The sequence below is a fragment of the Psychrobacillus sp. FSL W7-1493 genome, from assembly GCF_038004905.1.
Lineage (GTDB): Bacteria > Bacillota > Bacilli > Bacillales_A > Planococcaceae > Psychrobacillus.
This window is the reverse complement of the sequence record NZ_JBBOSB010000001.1, coordinates 2,840,144-2,858,182: the sequence shown is the minus strand read 5'-3', so window position 1 is coordinate 2,858,182 and position 18,039 is coordinate 2,840,144. Positions and strand designations below refer to the sequence as shown.

Genomic DNA, 18,039 nt, shown 5'->3' with positions numbered 1-18,039 from the left:
TATTGATGTAACTTTTTTGCCAAATTAAGAAAGCAGTTGCTTAATAAAAATTGTGGTCTTACAATAGTAAAGGATAAATGCCGAAGGGAGGGAAAGATATGAGAGAAGAAAAGATGGATTTATTAGAATTAGAAGAATCAAATTTAATTCATTTTTTACTTGCAGATTCTATGGATGAATTTAGAGAAATTTTTATGGAGCTACATCCATACGATCAATCATTATTTTTTGAGAAGGTAGAGCCAGAGCTGCGACAGAAAATCTTTCATTATCTTTCTCCAAAAGAGATGGCAGAGCTTTTTGAAGCAAATAAGTTTGATGAAGAACTGTATGAATTTTACTTAAAAGAAATGGATACGACATACGCAGCTGATATGCTTTCCTATATGTTTGCTGATAACGCAGTAGACGTCTTAAACGAGCTTGAGGATGCCCAGGTTGCTAGCTACTTAAATATTATGGATAAGGAATCTGCTCAGGAAATAAAAGACTTGCTACATTACGAGGAATATACTGCTGGGTCTATTATGACTACGGAATATGTAGCAATTCCAGAAAATTCAACCTGTCGTTCTGCAATGACCATTTTAAGAAATGCAGCTCCTGATGCAGAGACCATTTATTATTTATTTGTAGTAGACGAAGCTCATCGACTTTCTGGAGTAATATCCTTAAGGGATTTAATAGTAGCGGATGAAGATACCCTGATAAAAGATATTATGAATGAACGTGTTGTTAGTGTACTAGTAAACGAGGACCAAGAAGAGGTTGCTCGAATGATCAAAGATTATAATTTTTTAGCTGTTCCTGTTCTAGATTTTGAAAACCATCTACTTGGAATTGTAACTGTAGATGATATTATCGATGTATTAGATGAAGAAGCTTCTGATGATTATTCTAAGCTTGCGGCGGTTTCTGACATGGATACTTTCGATAAAGGGCCATTTTCTGCTGCAAGAAAAAGATTGCCGTGGCTAGTTATACTTCTTTTCTTAGGTATGATGACAGCAAATCTTATGAGTATTTTCGAACAAACACTAGATAAGGTAGCTCTGCTTGCTGTGTTTATTCCTTTAATTGCCGGGATGGCTGGTAACAGTGGAACTCAAGCTCTCGCTGTAGCAGTTCGAGGAATTGCAACAGGTGATATTGAGGAACAAAGTAAAACGAAGCTATTATTTCGTGAAGCAGGAACAGGTCTAATAACAGGGTTAATATGTGGCTTACTAGTTATAGGGGTCATTTACTTCTGGAAACAGGATCTGTTAATTGGAATGCTTGTAGGAGCAGCAATTTTTGGCTCTATATTTTTTGCAACGCTTGGAGGATCTTTTATACCCTTACTTATTCATCGGTTGAAAATCGATCCTGCGGTAGCTTCAGGGCCATTTATAACGACTATTAATGACCTAGTTAGTATTTTAATTTATTTGGGCTTAGCAACCCTGTTTATATCTTCTTTATAGATTCACCAATCCAAACTTTTTGGCATAAAGTAAAGGAAAAAAGGATGTGCCCATGAGCTCTTTAAATGATCCTATACTTTATATATCCGGTCCCCCTGTTTTTCATCTACCTCCACAGATACGCGCCAAGGAGGAAGTAGAAATAGTAGTAGATGAGACCATCATAGAAGAAGAAAGTACTTCTATTTATGAGATGAAGAATAAGATATCAGAGAAGAATATTGCTGTATTTGAAAAACTGAAATTTTTATCTAAACCATTTCAACGGAAAGTTTATCGCCCGCTAAGTTTTCACATGGTTGATGGTAGTATTATTCAAGGCGAAGTGCAAGAAGTGACTGATGATCAGGTAATAATTTGTACCAATGGCGAGAATTTAGAGAACTATCCCATACATCAAGTAAACAAAATATTTTGGCGTGGAAGTATATTGAAATAGTTTGAGGCTACCTTATATAGGTAGTCTTTTTTGTTTACCACGATAAGTATATGGCATTGTTTACAGAGGTTAACGAGTGCAGGGACTATGCAAGAGAAAATTATACTTTGACATATGAAAAAAACCCGTTCGGTGAGTAACCGAACGGAAAAGACACTACAATATTGGAAGACGATCAGTCACACACATCTAAGAATACATCTGCTACACATTCAATTCCACAGAAACAATTTAAATCTACAGTTACACAGCTACCAGTTAAATCGAAATTACGGACTTTACAAATTTGTTTTAGATCAATCTTAGTACCATCACCATTCAATAGATTGATCCCTTTCCTATGAGCATCAAGTGGTTCTAAAACTCTTAAGGTAGCACAGCAATCATCAAAAATATCTTCTACACGGAAAAATACTGATACACAATCATTATCATTTGGTCTAGGTGTTAAATCACGGAAGAAGGCTTTGAAAGGATCACCATCTTTTGTCAATAACATAAAAACACGTGTATCTGCTTGATTTCTTGATGGACTTACAAGTCCTCCAAGTGGCTCTAAAAAGCAACTAGTTGGACATGGACCGCAATTATTTTCTGCTTGATCTTGTATATCCTTGATAGCTCGAACTACATCACATACGCAACGTTTAGTTCTATCATGACCATTAAAGTCATCTACATTTCCACAACCCATTTTGTTTCACCTCCTTTGCTTCTTTCTTTAGTAATTTATGTTGAGGGTTCTAATTGAACAAGGGCAAATAGCTCAGTTCCATTTGTATATTTACAAAGTCTGCGTACATACTAACCTAAAAAAAGAGGAGCAAATAGCCAAATGCGCAAAATAGTGTATATTCTACTGTTGTCTTTATTATTGACGGCTTGTTCTAGCTCTAAAGATCAGGTGTATTCGGACAGAGATACCTCAAAACTTGAGCAAGTCCTTAAGGAGCAGGATAAGATTGCCGGATATCAAAGTGTAATTGATAACAATGATGTGGTTGTTGCAATAGATATTCCGAGGTTCAAACGTTTCCAAAAAGTTAAAATAGAAGATGAAGTAAAAAAAGCAATTGAAAAAGAGTTTCCAGATAAAGAAGTAATCGTTACAGGAGATATAAAAATTAAATGGGAAATTGAAAAAATAGTAGACAAGAAGAAGAAAAATGACGAATTAAAAAAGTCAATTAGTGACATTAAATCCCTATCGAAGGAAGAGACATGATGGATCAAAAACAATATCAAAAAATTGTCGATAAGCAAACTCCTAAGGCCCCATTATTTATGAGCTGTTTTAAAGCATTTCTAGTAGGTGGAATATTTTGCACAGTTGGACAACTAATTACTTTTTTCTATATACGTTTTTTCAATTTTACCGAAAAGACTGCTGGTAATCCCACAGTAGCAACGATGATTTTTATTGCCATGATTTTAACGGGGACAGGTTTATACAAAAAAATCTCTCAGTTTGGAGGGGCAGGATCAGCGGTCCCTGTTACTGGGTTTGGTAATGCTGTAATTTCAGCGTCCATCGAGCATAAGACAGAAGGATACGTTTTAGGTGTAGGTGGCAATATGTTTAAGCTTGCAGGATCTGTTATTGTGTTTGGTGTACTTTCCGCTTTTTTAGTGGCTTTAATTAAAACTATTTTAGTTAAATTGGGAGTGGTTTCGTGGTAAATACCGGTGGAACGATTTCATTTACGCAACGACCTAGTATTGCAAGTGCCGGAGTAATCGTTGGTCCGGTTGAAAAATCAAGTCCATTTGCCGAGGGCTTTGATGAAATACTAGAAACTGAAAAAGAAACTAATGAAACATATGAGCAGGCAGCAAGTCGATTTATTGAAAAGGCCTGTTCTACGGCAGTAAAAAAAGCACATGAAAAAATGGATAATATTGACTTGTTAATTGGAGGGGACTTAGTAAATCAAATGTCACCTTCTAACTTTGCTGCAAGAAAGCTTGCTATTCCTTATTTCGGTGTTTTTTCTGCATGTGCGAGTTCAATGGAGGCAGTTATCATTGGATCGCTTATATTAGAATCCGGAAATGCTAAGAATGTCCTTGCCGGGGCATCGAGTCACCACCCTTCTGTGGAAAGACAGTTTAGATATCCCTTAGAATACGGAGCTCAGAAACCAAAAACAGCTCAATGGACAGTAACTGCAGCTGCTTTTGCATTATTACAAAGTAAGGCTAAAAATGCTCCTTATATTACTCATGCTACTATGGGCAGAGTTGTGGATGGCCAGCAATCGGACCCTCTTCATATGGGAGCTGCAATGGCACCTGCTGCGAGAGATACGATTGAAAGGCATCTGAAAAACACGAATAGCAAAATGACTGACTATGATTTAATTATGACTGGCGATCTTGGGAAAATAGGTCTTTCTATATTAAAGGAAATGTTCCAAGACGAGAATAGTGGAGTTATTTTACAGGATGCTGGTGCTCAATATTATGGAGACAACCAATTTTTTAATGCTGGAGCGAGTGGTCCTGGTTGCTCCGCCTCTGTATTCTTTAGCCATATTTATAGTCAACTTAAAAAAGGAACGTTTAACCGAGTATTGTTAGTAGCTACAGGGGCTCTATTGTCCCCTTTAACTTATCAACAAGGGGAAACAATCCCTTGTATAGCACATGCCATAGAATGTCGAATGGAGAAGAAGGGATAATATGATATCATCATTAATTACAGCTTTTGTAGTAGGTGGATTAATATGTGTAGTTGGGCAAATCTTAATGGATGCATTTAAGCTTACGCCAGCCCATACGTTAAGTGGATTAGTTGTTACAGGATCGATTCTAGATGGGTTTGGTTTATATGAGCCTCTCATCGATTTTGCTGGAGCTGGTGCAACTATACCAATTACCTCTTTTGGAAACTCATTAACTCATGGAGCGTTGGCCGAAGCAGAGAAGCACGGATTAGTTGGAGTAATAACAGGAATGTTTGAAGTAACTAGTTCAGGTATTAGCGCAGCAATCTTATTTGGTATCATTGGAGCCTTTATATTTCAGAAACGGAAAACCACCTACTAATTAAAATGCCCTACTTCCTCTTACCCCTTTGCATACTATAAGTTGAAAGGAAGGGGGGAAAGATATGTACGGCTATTGTGGTGGCGAAAGTTTTTGCTATGGTGGTGGTTACGGCTATGGCTATGGCGGAGGTTATGATGGTGGAGGATACGGTGGTTTTCAAGGTTCTAACGCATTTGTTCTGCTTGTAGTGTTATTCATTCTTTTAATAATAGTAGGAAGCACCTTTCTCCCTTAACACCTGGATATAAATAATGCGAGGGGGAAAATACATGCAAAATTCTTTTTTTAGAGCGATTGAGAATAAAACTGGCGTATCAATGGATCAGCTTTTTACATTAGCTAACGCTATTTCAAATGCGGATTTTACTGATGAACATCAAGTTAGAAAAATCGTAAGAAAAGTAGGTAGGGTAGCTAACAAACCTGTTTCTGAAGAATTAGAAGATCAGCTGACGAACTCTATCCTCCAAAAAGGAAGTTCCATCAGTTTAACTGATATTGAAAAAATGTTGTAATTTTTTTAAAAAAGAGGTTTAAGGTAATTTCAAATGGGGTAAAGAGCATAGAGTTTATAATGGAGGTGGATAAGAATGGGGTATATTATTCCAGTTCAACCTTTGCAGTCACAAATTTATGCTAATCGAATGCAAATGGAAGAATATAATTTTGCTCAAATCAGCAATGTTCAAACAGTTAAAATGAAATCACTTTTTGATAATCACTTAACAAACCTTCAACAAAATGAAGACGTAGAACAAAAAGAAGAGAAGCAATTATCGGGTAATAAGGAACTTTCTAGCTTGCCATTATACAAAGGCTTTATCCAACCTAACCCCGTCAATTTATCACCTATTATTGCAGAAATATCAGGTAAAGGTCATTTTGTAAATACCTATATTTAAGCAAAAACAAAACCCGCTAACATACCGTTAGCGGGTTTTGCTTATGTAGGATTATAATTCTTTTTCCATAGCTCGGTGAGGAATATTTGCCTCCAGAAATTCTGGGGATGTAATAGTATACCCTCTTTTTTCATAGAAAGGTAGCGCCTGACTTTGAGCATTAAGCTTTAGCTTTTTAAATTGATGATCCATCGCATATTTCTCCATACAATCCATCATCAAGTTACCTAAATGCTTCCCTCTGTACTCTGGTAAGATACATACTCGCTCTACTTTACCGACATGGGGCTCTGCAATACGGATCCGGCCAGCTCCAAAAGGAGTGTCTCCATCATAGGCTACAAAATGCGTGGAATTCAGATCATATTCGTCTAACTCTAAATGTAGAGGAACGTCTTGTTCCTCTACGAACACTTTTCTTCTTATATGAATAGCATCCTCATATTCTTTCTCTGTTTCAACAATTTTTGCAAATACCAAGGTTACTCAGCTCCAGACAATCTAAATGTTTCATATACGGTCCATGAACCGTCTTCTAATTGGTACAACAGGTGAATTCGGTCAATTTCTTCCTCAAACTGTGCACCAATCATTTTTAATTGAGGTAAAATATCGTCGTGTTCACTTCCACTAAGTTTTTGTGCAATAGTAATATGAGGAACAAACGAATACGTTTCATCATCATGAAATTCAATAGAATTTAAATCCTCATGAAGCTTCTCTAGCTCTGGAGTTGATTGAACATTAAAATAGATAGCATTTGTTACAGGTGCAAAAGAACTTACCTTTGTAGTTTTCATAGTAAAAGGTTTATGTTTTTTAGCTATATCATTAATATGGTTAGCTATTGTTTTAATTTGGGCTTCATCTGCCTCAAAAACTCCCTTCAATGTCATATGAGGAGTAATTAGGGCATAATGGGGATCATAACGCTTTCTATAAGAGTTTGCAAAATCTTGTACCTTTTTTGATGGAAAAGCAACAATACCGTATTTCATAATCATGACCTCCTTATAATTATCTTACAATATATTTCTATTATATCAAAAATACCCTACAGACTGAAATTGTTTAGCAGTGATCTTTTAATATCTGGCTGCCAAAGCTTCCATGTATGGTCTCCATTTAATTCGTCGTAAAAGGTAGAAACTCCTTTATTTTTTAGCAAATCATGAAGTTGTCGATTAGGTGTAAGGAAATCGGTGAGTAGTCCGTCTCCTGTTTTAACTGCCGTTTCTTCATTTCCTATTACTTGATAAATGGAAAAAGCACTTACCTCTTTATGATTTTCCACCTTTTCTAATATTTCTTCATTAACCAAAGGGGAGTGAAGGATGACCTTGCCGAAGGTGTTTGGGTATCTCAGAGCAGTAAGCAAAGAAATTGTTCCTGCCAGTGAATCACCTATTAGAGCTCTTCCCATTCCAATTTGATAAGTGGGATAATTTTCATCAATATAAGGAACAAGCTCTTGTGCTATAAACCTTGAATACGCAAGCTGTTGTTCTCCCTCTGGATGATATTTACTTCGGCGATCTTTTACATTTTTATAAGGCACGCCCACAATGATTAAGTTTTCTATTTCCCGGTTTTCATATAACTCATCTGCAATCCTGGATATTCTGCCAAGCTGAAAGTAGTCTTTTCCGTCTGATGCGATTAAAACACTATATTTGTATAATGGTGAATAATTGGGAGGTAAATAAATTAATAACTGGATCTCTTCATCTAACGCTTTACTGTAAATTGTTATGTCTTGTAATGTGCCTCGATTCATATTTACACCTCGTTGTCATGTTATATAGAAATTGTATCATATACTGGTAAAGAGGTATAATAAGAGGAGTTCACAAGGATTGTTTTACATTGTTAGATTAGGATATGTTAAACGGTGGGTTGATTTAGGGTGCAAAGAAATCTTAGATCAGAGAGTAGAATTGATTTTTCGCACCAGCCGGACGCTTTCCACGGGGTGAGCGATAAGCCATCACCCATCGCTTACGCGCGTGGTTGTGATGTCTTATCTGTCTCACTCATCCCGTAGGAGTCGCCGTCTGGCGCTCCAATCAATAAATGGAACAGCTTTAGCATCGATAAAGCAATCAATTTACTCGCATAAACAAAGCTGAAAAACTGTCACCAACCCCCATTTCATCATCTATTTATGAATAGCCATTTGAAAGTTCCTTTGTGTATGTTTACAGTCGCTATAAAAAAGAATTGTTAGTCAAAATCAACCAATAACTTTAACAAAGCTTTAGATTATAAGGAGGTTATTTTTTTGGAAAATGAATCATTAAGAGTGCATTCGAGAACAGTAGAGCAAGCCACGTTAGATGCCTTAAAACGTAGAGGGGTTACCATCGAAGAGGTTGCTAAAATAGTATATGAAATGCAGTTTCCTTATAATAAAGGATTAACAATTGAACATTGTATTGAGTCGATCAAGAGCGTCATGAAAAAAAGAGAAATGCAGCATGCCATTTTAGTTGGTATTGAATTAGATGAGCTTGCTGAGAAGAAGATGCTTTCCGCTCCTCTTCAGCAAATTGTAGAAGCAGATGAAGGTTTGTTCGGAGTAGATGAAACAATCGCATTAGGCGCTGTATTTACATATGGAAGTATAGCCGTCACCACGTTTGGGCATCTTGACAAGAATAAAATAGGTATTATATCAAAACTAGATACAAAGAAGGGTGGAAGTATTCATACCTTTTTAGATGATTTAGTTGCAAGTATCGCTGCTAGCGCAGCATCTCGTCTCGCTCACCGAACGAGAGACTTAGAAGAAGCAAATGAAACCTTTGAAGATATAACACCAGAAGAAACAGCTCCAGAAACTAAAATTAAAGGTGCAACAACATAATATAATATATAATCGTATTAAAGTCTGTGGACAAACTGAAATTGAAGTTTGTTTGCAGTCTTTTTAGTTAAATGAATTTATTAGTACAATTTATTTCGCCTATCAATTGGTAATTTCCAATGAGTGGAGGCGAAGTTATTATCCCTCTTTTCCATTCACATAAATATAATGATTTTGAGTTTATATTTTATCAATTAACATGATTAGGTACATTATTTCTAAAGTATTGTAAAGAATAAAATATATAAGAGCGTTGATCTCCATATTAAAAGGAGGAGAATCTTCGGACTCTCCTCCTACATGTTCTAAGTAACTACGATATATTACTAATTCAAAATAAAAAAACTGACTTTTAGAAAATAATCTATTCGATTGTAGTTGGCTCGGTTATAGTAGAGTCACTTTGTTGGAAATATAAAAAAGTTTCCTCTTCTAGTTCATTTTGTAAACGTTCTTTGTTTAAACCTATGGACATTGGTCCTTGAAAAATAGGTTCCCACCATGTTTGAGTTTCAGTCATTATATTTCCTCTCCTTTTTAAAAGCTTTTAAATAATTCATTTGATTTTTATATACCCCAATTTGTTGCACCATCAAACACTAATTACGAAATTAAAACTTTTCATAAGACAGGACTGGTTAAAGAACGGTTAAAAAGATTACTTTATAACTCATCCTTTAAAAGTAGTATGCCATTTTTGAATCATTTAATGTACTAGTTAGAAAATCCAATTTCTTTCGTCTACTTGAAAAAAATAGTATGCTTTAGCAAGAAGGTCTTTTAGCACTAAAGAAGTTTTACTACAAAACAAAGTCGATGAGGAGATGATTTATGTGAAATTTAATTCACAGCAGTTGGATATTATGTTAGAGGAGCATCATGCTTTTTACTACTCAGGCATAACAAAATCCGCGAAGTTTCGAATCGAACAATTAGAAGTGTTGAAAAAAACGATTAAGAAGTATGAAACTGAAGTAATTGAAGCTCTTTATAAGGACTTGAGAAAGAGTGAGTTTGAGTCATATACGACAGAAATAGGCTTAATATATGAAAGTATTTCAAACATGAACAAAAATTTGGAGCACTGGATGCAACCTAAACAGGTAAAGACTCCAATGGCCTTAATGCCATCTAAAAGTCAGATTATTAGTGACCCCTATGGAACTGTATTAATTATTGCCCCATTTAACTATCCTTTTCAATTAGTAATGGAACCGTTAATTGGTGCAATTGCTGGCGGTAATTGTGCCATGATTAAACCTTCAGAAACTACTCCTTACACTACTAATATAGTGAAAAAGATTGTTACAGAGGCATTTCATCCGCATTATATAAGAGTTGTGGAAGGAGAGAAAGAAGAAACTTCCCTTTTAATCCATGCTCCATTTGATTTTATTTTCTTTACAGGTAGTGTAAATGTAGGGAAGGTAGTAATGGAAGCAGCTTCTAAAAGACTCACTCCTATTGCTTTAGAATTAGGTGGGAAAAGCCCGGCTATTGTCGATCATACAGCTAACTTAGATTTAGCCGCTAAACGTATTATTTGGGGGAAATTAGTGAACGCCGGACAAACTTGTATTGCACCTGATTATTTACTAGTAGAAGAGCAGGTAAAAGACAAGCTAATTGAAAAATTACAGGAAGCAATTCATCATTTTTATGGAGAAAATGTACAAGAAAGTCCAGACTACGGCAGGATAGTTAATACCAATCACTTTAAACGACTACAAAAAATGATTGTACAAGAAAAGGACCAGATTATTTTTGGTGGAAAATCAGACAAGGAAGATTTATATATAGAGCCTACAATTCTAGATGGTGTGCAATTTTCTAGTCCATCTATGCAGGAGGAAATCTTCGGACCAATTTTACCTGTAATCACTTACAAAGAGTTACCTGATATTATTCGTCAGATTAGAAAATTTCCTAAACCTTTAGCTGCCTATATGTTTAGTGAGCATGAGGGGGCTCAAAACTATTTCCTAGAAGAGCTTTCATTTGGAGGCGGTTGTATAAATGATACTATCATGCATGCAGGTAGTGCACATTTACCTTTTGGTGGGGTAGGAAACTCTGGAATGGGTGCATATCATGGGCTAGCGAGCTTTGAATTATTTACTCATCAGAAATCTATTGTGAAGAAGAGCACAACTATACCTCTTAATGTAGCATTCCCGCCTTATAAGAACAAAATAAAGCTAGTAAGAAGTTTATTAAAATAATAGTATTTTTTGGAGGTGCGATGATATAAAATTGTCGCACCTTTAGTGCGTTATAATTAACTAATGTCCAAATGGTGACAATGAATAATCCTATTATATCAATGCAATATTGACATTTTGTATCTTTTTTACTAATATTTGAAGTGAAGCGGTTAGGTTTTTACGATAAATTAAAATTGGAGGACAAATTATGGAGTCCATATTTGGAACAGGTTCCGAAGATTTATTGCTCACAGTAAAAGAAGCTTTACATAAAGAGTCATTGTCAGATATTAACCTTTTGGGAGAAAAACTTGAAGATACATTATATAAAATGAATCTGATGAGCTATGCAGTAAATAAAACAATGATTATAGCTTTAACTAATCGTGCAGGAAAAATATTATATGTAAATGACAAATTTACAGAGATATCTGGTTACTCTCGTGAAGAATTAATCGGAAAAACTCATCGAATTATTAATTCCTTCACCCACCCGTCTGGTTTTTTTGAAGAATTGTGGAAAACTATTCTTCATGGTCAAACATGGGTAGGTGAAATATGTAACAAACGTAAAAATGGAGAATTGTATTGGGTAAAGACTTATATTTTGCCTATTAATACGATTGACCAAGGTACATACTTTTTAAGTATTCGAACAGATATAACGCCTGAAAAAGAAAATGAGCTACGTTTAAAGACTAATATCATTAATTCCTTTGATACTGTAGTGAGGCATGTAAACAACTTAATTTTTAGATTAGATAAAGAGTTGAATTTTACCCTACTAACCGGAAAGATAGCAACAGAGTATTTTTTGGAAAGAGGAATTCCGATGATTCACCCTTCCAATGAACTGTTTGCGGAACAAACATCTCAATCCTTCAGTCAGACGATGGATTATTTCCCTAAAGAAATATCTGATAGATTTAAGGAGAATATTTCAAAGGTCTTTTTAGGGAAGGAAGTTTCTTATAAAGAGTGGTTTGGGCCGAAATGCATTCATATCACCATCTCACCTATTGAAAAAGAAGGTGAAATAATGGGCGCTATAGGAATAGGAAATGATATTACGGAAATAGAAAACACTAGAAGGAAGCTATCAGAGCTAGCGTACGAGGATCACTTAACAAATACATACAATACTGCAGCGTTAAATAGGGATATCCAGCTTAAGATAAAATTAAAGGAAAAGTTTAGTTTTCTATATATTGATTTAGACCGATTTAAAAATATTAATGACTCATTAGGTCATGTTACAGGGGACTTGCTATTACAAAAGGTTTCTAAAAGAATGAAGAAATTCTATAACAAAGGCGCCAAGATATATAGGATGGGCGGGGATGAGTTTGTTATCCTTTTGGAGGATGACTATTTTTCTTGTAGAGACTCATTAAGTAATGCCCAACTTTTATTAAAAGAAATTGAAAGGCCGTTTAGCATTCATGAAATGGAGTTATACATTTCATGCTCTATTGGAATTTCCTGCTTTCCTGAACACGGCGATAGTTATACCGCTTTACATAGAGCTGCAGATTTAGCGTTAAATGAATCGAAAGATAAAGGGAAGAGAACAGCAGTCTTGTATACATCTGAATACGAAAAAGGATATATAGATAAATTGTCTTTAGAGAGTGATATTCGAAAGGGACTTAAAAAGAACGAATTCTTTCTAGTCTACCAACCGAAATTAAACATAACTACCAACAAGGTTCAAGGCTATGAAGCTCTTATTAGATGGAATAGAAAGGGGGGAAATATTATTCCTCCGAATGAGTATATTCCATTTGCAGAAGAGACAGGGCTAATTATTCCGATTGGTAGGTATGTTCTTAAGGAAGCATGTAAGCAAGCTACACAATGGTTAAAAGAGGGATTGTCTTTTAGTACAATATCTGTGAATATAAGTCCAGTTGAGTTAGATCAAAATGACTTTACAACCAATGTAAAATATATTCTTCATGAGACGGGGCTTCCAGCACATTATCTAGAATTGGAAATTACGGAAAACATTCTAATGAAAAATATAAGCAAGCTGTCTAGTATATTGGATGATTTAAAACAACACGGTGTTCGAATTGCAATGGATGATTTTGGCTCCGGCTTTTCAAATTTCCGTTATTTAAAGGAACTCCCTATTCACACTTTAAAAATAGACCAAGTCTTTATGAATCAGATCATAGAAAAAAGAGACGAAGTAATAGTGTCCTCTATTATAAAAATAGGCAAAAGTCTTGGTTTAGAAGTAGTAGCAGAAGGTGTGGAAACAGAGGAAGTCATCCAGTTTTTAAAGCTGCATAATTGTGAAATTGTCCAAGGCTTCTATTATTCTAAGCCTCTTCGTGTGGAAGACGTTCCGGGATTTAAGCTATTGGCTTCGCAAATATAAAATTATATGGGGATCTTTTAATCTTTTAAATTGGATGATAACTACCTTTTCATTTTTGAGAATTAGCGAACTCCTACTAAAGTAAAAATACCTTGAGATTCACTTCTCAAGGTATTTTTACTTAGTATATGGAGGATGTAAGTCTTTGATGCAATGGATATAAAAAGAAGAGACTAGCCCGTAGCCTCTGTGTTTGAAGTGTAAGGTAACTGAATAGTTACCGTAGTTCCTTGTCCTTTTTGGCTTTCAATGGCAATCGTTCCACCATGTTCAGTAATAATTTTTTCGGAAATCATCATTCCAAGGCCTGTCCCGTTAATCTTAGTAGAGAAAAATGGATCGAAAATTTTCTCTACAATCTGCTTGTCCATTCCTACTCCATTGTCTCTAATTTTAATAAGGATGATATCCTGGGGATCGATGGAACAGCTAATATGGATTTTGCCATTGTCAGAAATTGCCTCTATCGCATTTTTCACTAGATTAATAAGTACTTGCTTCATCTGACCTTCCTCACCATAAAGGTGTATTGGACCTTTTATAATATCAGTAGTCAAAAATATCCCATTCAAGTTAATCTCGGGTTGAAACAAAACGAGAAGGTCATCTAATGTTTGAGTTAAATCATATTTCTTTGGCAATTTTGCGTGTGGCTTTGCTAAAACTAGGAATTCACTAATAATGTAATTGATTCTTTCAATTTCGTTTTCAATTACTTTCGTGTAACGGTAATAGGGCTGAGTAGGGTCCCCATTCATAATCTGCATAAAGCCAGATATAACTGTTATAGGATTTCGAATCTCATGAGCTACTCCAGCAGCCATTTCCCCAGCAACTTTTAACTTTTCTGATTGTAGTAATAAATTCTCAGTTTCTTTTTTAAAGCTAACGTCCCTACTAATTATAGAAAGAGCAATGAGCTCGTTTTGGTAATCATAAATAGGAGAAAAAGTGATTTGGGCATCAAAATAAGTTCCATCTTTTTTTCGATCAGTTGTTTCGAGAAAATGATAGCTGGCCCCTTTTAATACCTCTTGTTTTCTTGCTTCATCTAGCTGATATTGTGGGGATAAAATAGAAACACTTTTTCCTATTACTTCTTCCCTTTTCCAACCATATAAATCCTCAAATGCAGGATTTACCTCTATTATTTTATTGTCTTTATCAAATACGGTAATACTATCCTTCGCATTGTCAAAAAAAAGCTGTAAATAACTTTCTCGCGAATATTGCTCTTTTCTCATAGAAGTATTTAGTTCAGAAATCTTATTCCAATATTTACGGTCAAAGTATGTATTTAAGATGGAAGTGAAAATAAGTATAGCTAAAAGTAGTATAAAAGCAATTAAATCTTCTGAGGACAAAATATATGTATAGTCATCATATTTATAATAGATGAGACCAAGAATTTCAATGATAGTTAGAAAGAATAATAATATTCTAGGAACGATGTTGGAATAGATGACTGCGATGTATATTGGGTAAATAAAAAATACTATCATTACTACGCTGTCACTGTATATATTCAAGATTAATAGATAAAGATTGAGTGTTGTAAACAAAATGTATTGGATAATTGGGTTCTCTGAGTTTACCCAACATAACAACGATAATATGAGTAGGTATACAATCCCAGCGTACAGATAAATTAATAGGTCCTTGTTATGTAAAAGTGTTGCAAGAATAATATGGCATACGGTAAAACAGGAAAAAATAATGAAAAACAATTTATTTTTATCTTTCGTAATATTAATATATTCCATTTTTCCCACCTCCTATCAAATTAGATACTTCTTATATTAGCCTATTTAGAGGTATCTGAAAATACAAGATTTTGATAAGATGGAGTAAGAATAAAGGAGGAGTCATTATGTCATACAAATTCCAAGAGCAAGAGACTGTCTCTTTGCTAAAACAATTAGTGGAAATTCCTAGTCCTTCCGGTTATACAAAGGACATCATGGACTTTATGGAGCAGTTTTTAAAGGATATTGATGTGAATTATATTAGAACTAACAAGGGAGCGCTTATTGGCACCATTACAGGTGAAAATGATACTAAACATCGTTTACTGACAGCACACACCGATACTTTGGGAGCTATGGTAAAGGAAGTGAAGTCTTCTGGCAGATTGAAGCTTGCAATGGTAGGTGGCTTTAACTGGAACGCAGTAGAAGGTGAGTATTGTACAATCCATACTGCAGATGGAAGAAAAATACGGGGCACCATTCTCATGCATCAAACAACAGTACATGTATATAAAAATGCGACTACGCTCGCTCGTGATGAGCAAAACATTGAGGTACGAGTGGATGAGAAAGTAAAAAATGCTAGTGAAACAAGAGAGTTAGGTATAGAGGTCGGGGATTTTGTTTCATTTGATCCTCGATTTGAGCAAACGGAATCTGGCTTTATCAAGTCACGTCATTTAGATGACAAAGCAAGTACTGCCCTTTTACTCCAACTAATGAAGGCTATTAAAGAAAATAAATGGACGATTCCTTATACAACACACTTTTATATTTCTAATAATGAGGAAATTGGATTTGGGGGCAATTCTAACATTCCAGAACAAACAGTGGAATATATAGCAGTAGATATGGGTGCAATAGGCGATGGACAAGCCTCGGATGAGTATACTGTTTCCATTTGTGCAAAAGATTCCTCTGGGCCGTATCATTATGAATTAACCCGAAACTTAGTAGAACTAGCTAAGGCAGAAGGAATCGATTATAAGTTAGACATCTATCCATACTATGGTTCTGATGCTTCTGCTGCAATAAGAGCAGGTTTTGATGTCAAGCATGCATTGTTTGGACCAGGAATCGAAGCGTCGCATGCATATGAAAGAACGCATATTGAATCATTAGAAAATACAGCGAAGCTATTGTATTCTTATATACAATCTGAAATTCTGTAATGGATACTAGTAGACATTTTTACGATTAATTTGTAAAATTGTCTGCTAGTTCTTTTTTTACTTGTATTTTTGCTAGTAAATCCATATGATAAAAAAGTGAATAAGAAGGAGATATACAAATATGGACAAACAATTACAAGAAGAAATACTTAAGAGAAGAACCTTTGCAATAATTTCCCACCCAGATGCTGGTAAAACGACTATAACGGAAAAGCTTTTATATTTTGGAGGAGCTATTCGTGATGCAGGTACAGTGAAGGGGAAAAAATCTGGGAAATTTGCAACTTCAGACTGGATGGAAATTGAAAAGCAACGTGGGATTTCTGTAACATCCTCTGTTATGCAATTTGACTTTAATAATTGTCGTATAAATATATTAGATACACCTGGACATCAGGATTTTAGTGAAGACACTTATAGAACATTGATGGCTGTGGATAGTGCAGTGATGATTGTAGATGCTGCCAAAGGGATAGAGGCTCAAACATTAAAACTATTTAAGGTTTGTCGCATGCGCGGTATTCCTATCTTTACTTTCATTAACAAACTAGACCGACAAGGTAAAGAACCTCTTGAATTAATGGAGGAGCTAGAAGAAGTACTTGGAATTCAATCCTATGCAATGAATTGGCCTATTGGTATGGGAAAAGAATTTTTAGGGATTTACGATCGCTACAATCATAGAATTGAGCAATTCCGCACAGAGGAATCTGAAAGATATCTTCCTTTAGATGATGAAGGAGAATTAGCTGTCGATCATTCTATGAAAGAAACATCTTATTATACGCAAGCTATGGAAGATATTATGTTGTTAAATGAAGCAGGGAATGATTTTGATAAGGAAAAAGTACTTTCTGGTGATTTAACACCTGTATTTTTTGGTAGTGCATTAACTAACTTTGGTGTGCAAACCTTCTTAGAAACATATCTTCAGTTTGCTCCAACTCCACAGCCGAGAATGACAGATGTTGAAGAAGAAGTAAATCCTTTGAACGAAGATTTTTCCGGTTTTATCTTTAAGATTCAAGCGAATATGAATCCTGCTCACCGAGATCGAATAGCATTTGTACGTATCGTTTCGGGGAAATTTGAACGTGGAATGACTGTTACTCTGGCACGTACTGGAAAAACGTTTAAAGTCACTCAGTCTACTCAATTTTTAGCTGATGACCGTGAGACAGTTGAAACTGCAGTAGCAGGAGATATTATTGGTCTTTATGATGTAGGAAATTATCAGATTGGCGATACGGTTGTTGGAGGGAAAAAAGCATTTAATTATGAAAAGCTTCCTCAATTTACGCCAGAAATGTTTGTAAAGGTTACTGCTAAAAATGTATTAAAATCTAAGCATTTCCATAAAGGTATCATGCAGCTTGTACAAGAAGGTGCAATTCAATTTTACAAAACACTTCATACAGAAGAAGTAATTCTTGGCGCAGTTGGACAGCTTCAATTTGAAGTATTCGAGCATCGTATGAAAAACGAATATAATGTAGAAGTTCGTATGGAGCCAATTGGATCGAAGGTAGCTCGTTGGATTGAAAACGAAGAAGATGTAAAAGAATCGATGACAGGTCCAAGAAGCATGCTAGTAAAAGATCGTTATGATCACTATGTATTCTTATTTGAAAATGAATTTGCAACTCGCTGGTTCCAAGACAAATATGAGCATATAAAGCTATATAACTTACTATAAGGTATAGATCCCTACCAAATAGGGAATTGTAAATAAAGGTAATCGGAAGAATGCTCGCATTCTTTTGGTTACTTTTTTTATTAGGCTATGTTAAAGAGTAGGGTTGATT

The 18,039-nt window shown here is 35.2% G+C and carries 20 protein-coding genes; 14 read left to right on the top strand and 6 right to left on the bottom strand.

All coding sequences use genetic code 11. The annotated features are described in order from the left end of the window. Nucleotides 1-98 precede the first annotated feature (98 nt). Nucleotides 99-1,466 carry a magnesium transporter gene (mgtE, locus tag MKX96_RS14495; protein WP_169358863.1) on the top strand — a complete coding sequence of 456 codons (1,368 nt, stop codon included), beginning with the start codon at nt 99-101 and terminating at the stop codon, nt 1,464-1,466. A gap of 52 nt (nt 1,467-1,518) precedes the next feature. Then, entirely contained in the window at nt 1,519-1,905 is a 387-nt protein-coding gene (locus tag MKX96_RS14490; RefSeq protein WP_340884558.1) for a hypothetical protein, read from the top strand. 175 nt (nt 1,906-2,080) lie between these two features. Here MKX96_RS14490 and MKX96_RS14485 read toward each other — a convergent pair whose 3' ends face one another. Further along, the gene (locus MKX96_RS14485; protein WP_298469850.1) at nt 2,081-2,599 is read right to left on the bottom strand and encodes a CotY/CotZ family spore coat protein; all 519 of its coding nucleotides are present in this window, start codon (nt 2,597-2,599) and stop codon (nt 2,081-2,083) included. Between the two features lie 141 nt (nt 2,600-2,740). On the opposite strand from MKX96_RS14485, the gene MKX96_RS14480 reads away from it, so the two are divergent. From MKX96_RS14480 to MKX96_RS14450, 7 genes are all read left to right on the top strand, one after another. Continuing rightward, nucleotides 2,741-3,130 (top strand): YhcN/YlaJ family sporulation lipoprotein, encoded by a 390-nt coding sequence (locus MKX96_RS14480; protein WP_340884554.1) that lies wholly within the window; start codon nt 2,741-2,743, stop codon nt 3,128-3,130. Continuing rightward, entirely contained in the window at nt 3,130-3,585 is a 456-nt protein-coding gene (spoVAC, locus tag MKX96_RS14475) for a stage V sporulation protein AC (RefSeq protein WP_340884551.1), read from the top strand. The genes MKX96_RS14480 and spoVAC overlap by 1 nt, the downstream gene beginning before the upstream one ends. Then, nucleotides 3,579-4,586 (top strand): stage V sporulation protein AD, encoded by a 1,008-nt coding sequence (locus tag MKX96_RS14470; protein WP_340884549.1) that lies wholly within the window; start codon nt 3,579-3,581, stop codon nt 4,584-4,586. Before spoVAC ends, MKX96_RS14470 begins: the two co-directional genes overlap by 7 nt. A gap of 1 nt (nt 4,587) precedes the next feature. Continuing rightward, on the top strand, nt 4,588-4,953 hold the full coding sequence (gene spoVAE, locus MKX96_RS14465; RefSeq protein ID WP_298469861.1) for a stage V sporulation protein AE: 366 nt from the start codon (nt 4,588-4,590) through the stop codon (nt 4,951-4,953). Nucleotides 4,954-5,017: 64 nt separating this feature from the next. Beyond that, the gene (locus MKX96_RS14460) at nt 5,018-5,191 is read left to right on the top strand and encodes a YjcZ family sporulation protein (RefSeq protein ID WP_169358869.1); all 174 of its coding nucleotides are present in this window, start codon (nt 5,018-5,020) and stop codon (nt 5,189-5,191) included. Nucleotides 5,192-5,225: 34 nt separating this feature from the next. After that, a complete protein-coding gene (locus tag MKX96_RS14455) occupies nt 5,226-5,471 on the top strand; it encodes a stage VI sporulation protein F (protein ID WP_340884541.1) in 246 nt (81 codons plus the stop codon). A gap of 75 nt (nt 5,472-5,546) precedes the next feature. Continuing rightward, complete coding sequence (locus tag MKX96_RS14450; RefSeq protein WP_340884539.1) at nt 5,547-5,858, top strand: hypothetical protein; 312 nt, start codon at nt 5,547-5,549, stop codon at nt 5,856-5,858. Nucleotides 5,859-5,909: 51 nt separating this feature from the next. Here the strand turns inward: MKX96_RS14450 and MKX96_RS14445 are convergent, their stop codons facing one another. Genes MKX96_RS14445 through MKX96_RS14435 form a run of 3 tightly spaced genes read right to left on the bottom strand, consistent with a single transcriptional unit; the run spans nt 5,910 to nt 7,635 of the window. Beyond that, nucleotides 5,910-6,338: a GNAT family N-acetyltransferase gene (locus MKX96_RS14445; protein WP_340884537.1), complete on the bottom strand. Its 429-nt coding sequence runs from the start codon at nt 6,336-6,338 to the stop codon at nt 5,910-5,912. 2 nt (nt 6,339-6,340) lie between these two features. Next, nucleotides 6,341-6,856, bottom strand: coding sequence for a YjcG family protein (locus MKX96_RS14440; protein ID WP_340884535.1), 516 nt, complete (start codon nt 6,854-6,856; stop codon nt 6,341-6,343). Nucleotides 6,857-6,912: 56 nt separating this feature from the next. Beyond that, nucleotides 6,913-7,635, bottom strand: coding sequence for an alpha/beta hydrolase (locus MKX96_RS14435; protein ID WP_340884533.1), 723 nt, complete (start codon nt 7,633-7,635; stop codon nt 6,913-6,915). A gap of 504 nt (nt 7,636-8,139) precedes the next feature. Between MKX96_RS14435 and MKX96_RS14430 the strand changes: the two genes are divergently transcribed. Then, nucleotides 8,140-8,724: a phosphatidylglycerophosphatase A family protein gene (locus MKX96_RS14430; protein ID WP_340884531.1), complete on the top strand. Its 585-nt coding sequence runs from the start codon at nt 8,140-8,142 to the stop codon at nt 8,722-8,724. Nucleotides 8,725-9,088: 364 nt separating this feature from the next. On the opposite strand, the gene MKX96_RS14425 is transcribed toward MKX96_RS14430, so the two are convergent. Further along, the gene (locus MKX96_RS14425; RefSeq protein WP_340884529.1) at nt 9,089-9,244 is read right to left on the bottom strand and encodes a hypothetical protein; all 156 of its coding nucleotides are present in this window, start codon (nt 9,242-9,244) and stop codon (nt 9,089-9,091) included. Between the two features lie 313 nt (nt 9,245-9,557). Between MKX96_RS14425 and MKX96_RS14420 the strand changes: the two genes are divergently transcribed. Continuing rightward, the gene (locus tag MKX96_RS14420) at nt 9,558-10,946 is read left to right on the top strand and encodes an aldehyde dehydrogenase (RefSeq protein WP_340884527.1); all 1,389 of its coding nucleotides are present in this window, start codon (nt 9,558-9,560) and stop codon (nt 10,944-10,946) included. 190 nt (nt 10,947-11,136) lie between these two features. Further along, a complete protein-coding gene (locus MKX96_RS14415) occupies nt 11,137-13,314 on the top strand; it encodes a sensor domain-containing protein (RefSeq protein ID WP_340884525.1) in 2,178 nt (725 codons plus the stop codon). 173 nt (nt 13,315-13,487) lie between these two features. Here MKX96_RS14415 and MKX96_RS14410 read toward each other — a convergent pair whose 3' ends face one another. Then, nucleotides 13,488-15,077, bottom strand: a complete 1,590-nt coding sequence (locus tag MKX96_RS14410) for a two-component system sensor histidine kinase NtrB (protein ID WP_340884523.1) — start codon at nt 15,075-15,077, stop codon at nt 13,488-13,490. A gap of 107 nt (nt 15,078-15,184) precedes the next feature. On the opposite strand from MKX96_RS14410, the gene MKX96_RS14405 reads away from it, so the two are divergent. Together MKX96_RS14405 and MKX96_RS14400 are read left to right on the top strand one after the other, a co-directional pair. Continuing rightward, nucleotides 15,185-16,234, top strand: coding sequence for a M42 family metallopeptidase (locus MKX96_RS14405; RefSeq protein ID WP_340884521.1), 1,050 nt, complete (start codon nt 15,185-15,187; stop codon nt 16,232-16,234). 121 nt (nt 16,235-16,355) lie between these two features. Then, a complete protein-coding gene (locus MKX96_RS14400) occupies nt 16,356-17,930 on the top strand; it encodes a peptide chain release factor 3 (RefSeq protein ID WP_340884519.1) in 1,575 nt (524 codons plus the stop codon). Nucleotides 17,931-18,039: the final 109 nt, after the last annotated feature.

Coding starts and splice junctions, on each gene's coding strand:
- mgtE (WP_169358863.1), top strand. CDS start 99: ATGAGAGAAGAAAAGATGGATTTATTAGAATTAGAAGAATCAAATTTA.
- MKX96_RS14490 (WP_340884558.1), top strand. CDS start 1,519: ATGAGCTCTTTAAATGATCCTATACTTTATATATCCGGTCCCCCTGTT.
- MKX96_RS14485 (WP_298469850.1), bottom strand. CDS start 2,599: ATGGGTTGTGGAAATGTAGATGACTTTAATGGTCATGATAGAACTAAA.
- MKX96_RS14480 (WP_340884554.1), top strand. CDS start 2,741: ATGCGCAAAATAGTGTATATTCTACTGTTGTCTTTATTATTGACGGCT.
- spoVAC (WP_340884551.1), top strand. CDS start 3,130: ATGGATCAAAAACAATATCAAAAAATTGTCGATAAGCAAACTCCTAAG.
- spoVAE (WP_298469861.1), top strand. CDS start 4,588: ATGATATCATCATTAATTACAGCTTTTGTAGTAGGTGGATTAATATGT.
- MKX96_RS14460 (WP_169358869.1), top strand. CDS start 5,018: ATGTACGGCTATTGTGGTGGCGAAAGTTTTTGCTATGGTGGTGGTTAC.
- MKX96_RS14455 (WP_340884541.1), top strand. CDS start 5,226: ATGCAAAATTCTTTTTTTAGAGCGATTGAGAATAAAACTGGCGTATCA.
- MKX96_RS14450 (WP_340884539.1), top strand. CDS start 5,547: ATGGGGTATATTATTCCAGTTCAACCTTTGCAGTCACAAATTTATGCT.
- MKX96_RS14440 (WP_340884535.1), bottom strand. CDS start 6,856: ATGAAATACGGTATTGTTGCTTTTCCATCAAAAAAGGTACAAGATTTT.
- MKX96_RS14435 (WP_340884533.1), bottom strand. CDS start 7,635: ATGAATCGAGGCACATTACAAGACATAACAATTTACAGTAAAGCGTTA.
- MKX96_RS14425 (WP_340884529.1), bottom strand. CDS start 9,244: ATGACTGAAACTCAAACATGGTGGGAACCTATTTTTCAAGGACCAATG.
- MKX96_RS14415 (WP_340884525.1), top strand. CDS start 11,137: ATGGAGTCCATATTTGGAACAGGTTCCGAAGATTTATTGCTCACAGTA.
- MKX96_RS14410 (WP_340884523.1), bottom strand. CDS start 15,077: ATGGAATATATTAATATTACGAAAGATAAAAATAAATTGTTTTTCATT.
- MKX96_RS14405 (WP_340884521.1), top strand. CDS start 15,185: ATGTCATACAAATTCCAAGAGCAAGAGACTGTCTCTTTGCTAAAACAA.
- MKX96_RS14400 (WP_340884519.1), top strand. CDS start 16,356: ATGGACAAACAATTACAAGAAGAAATACTTAAGAGAAGAACCTTTGCA.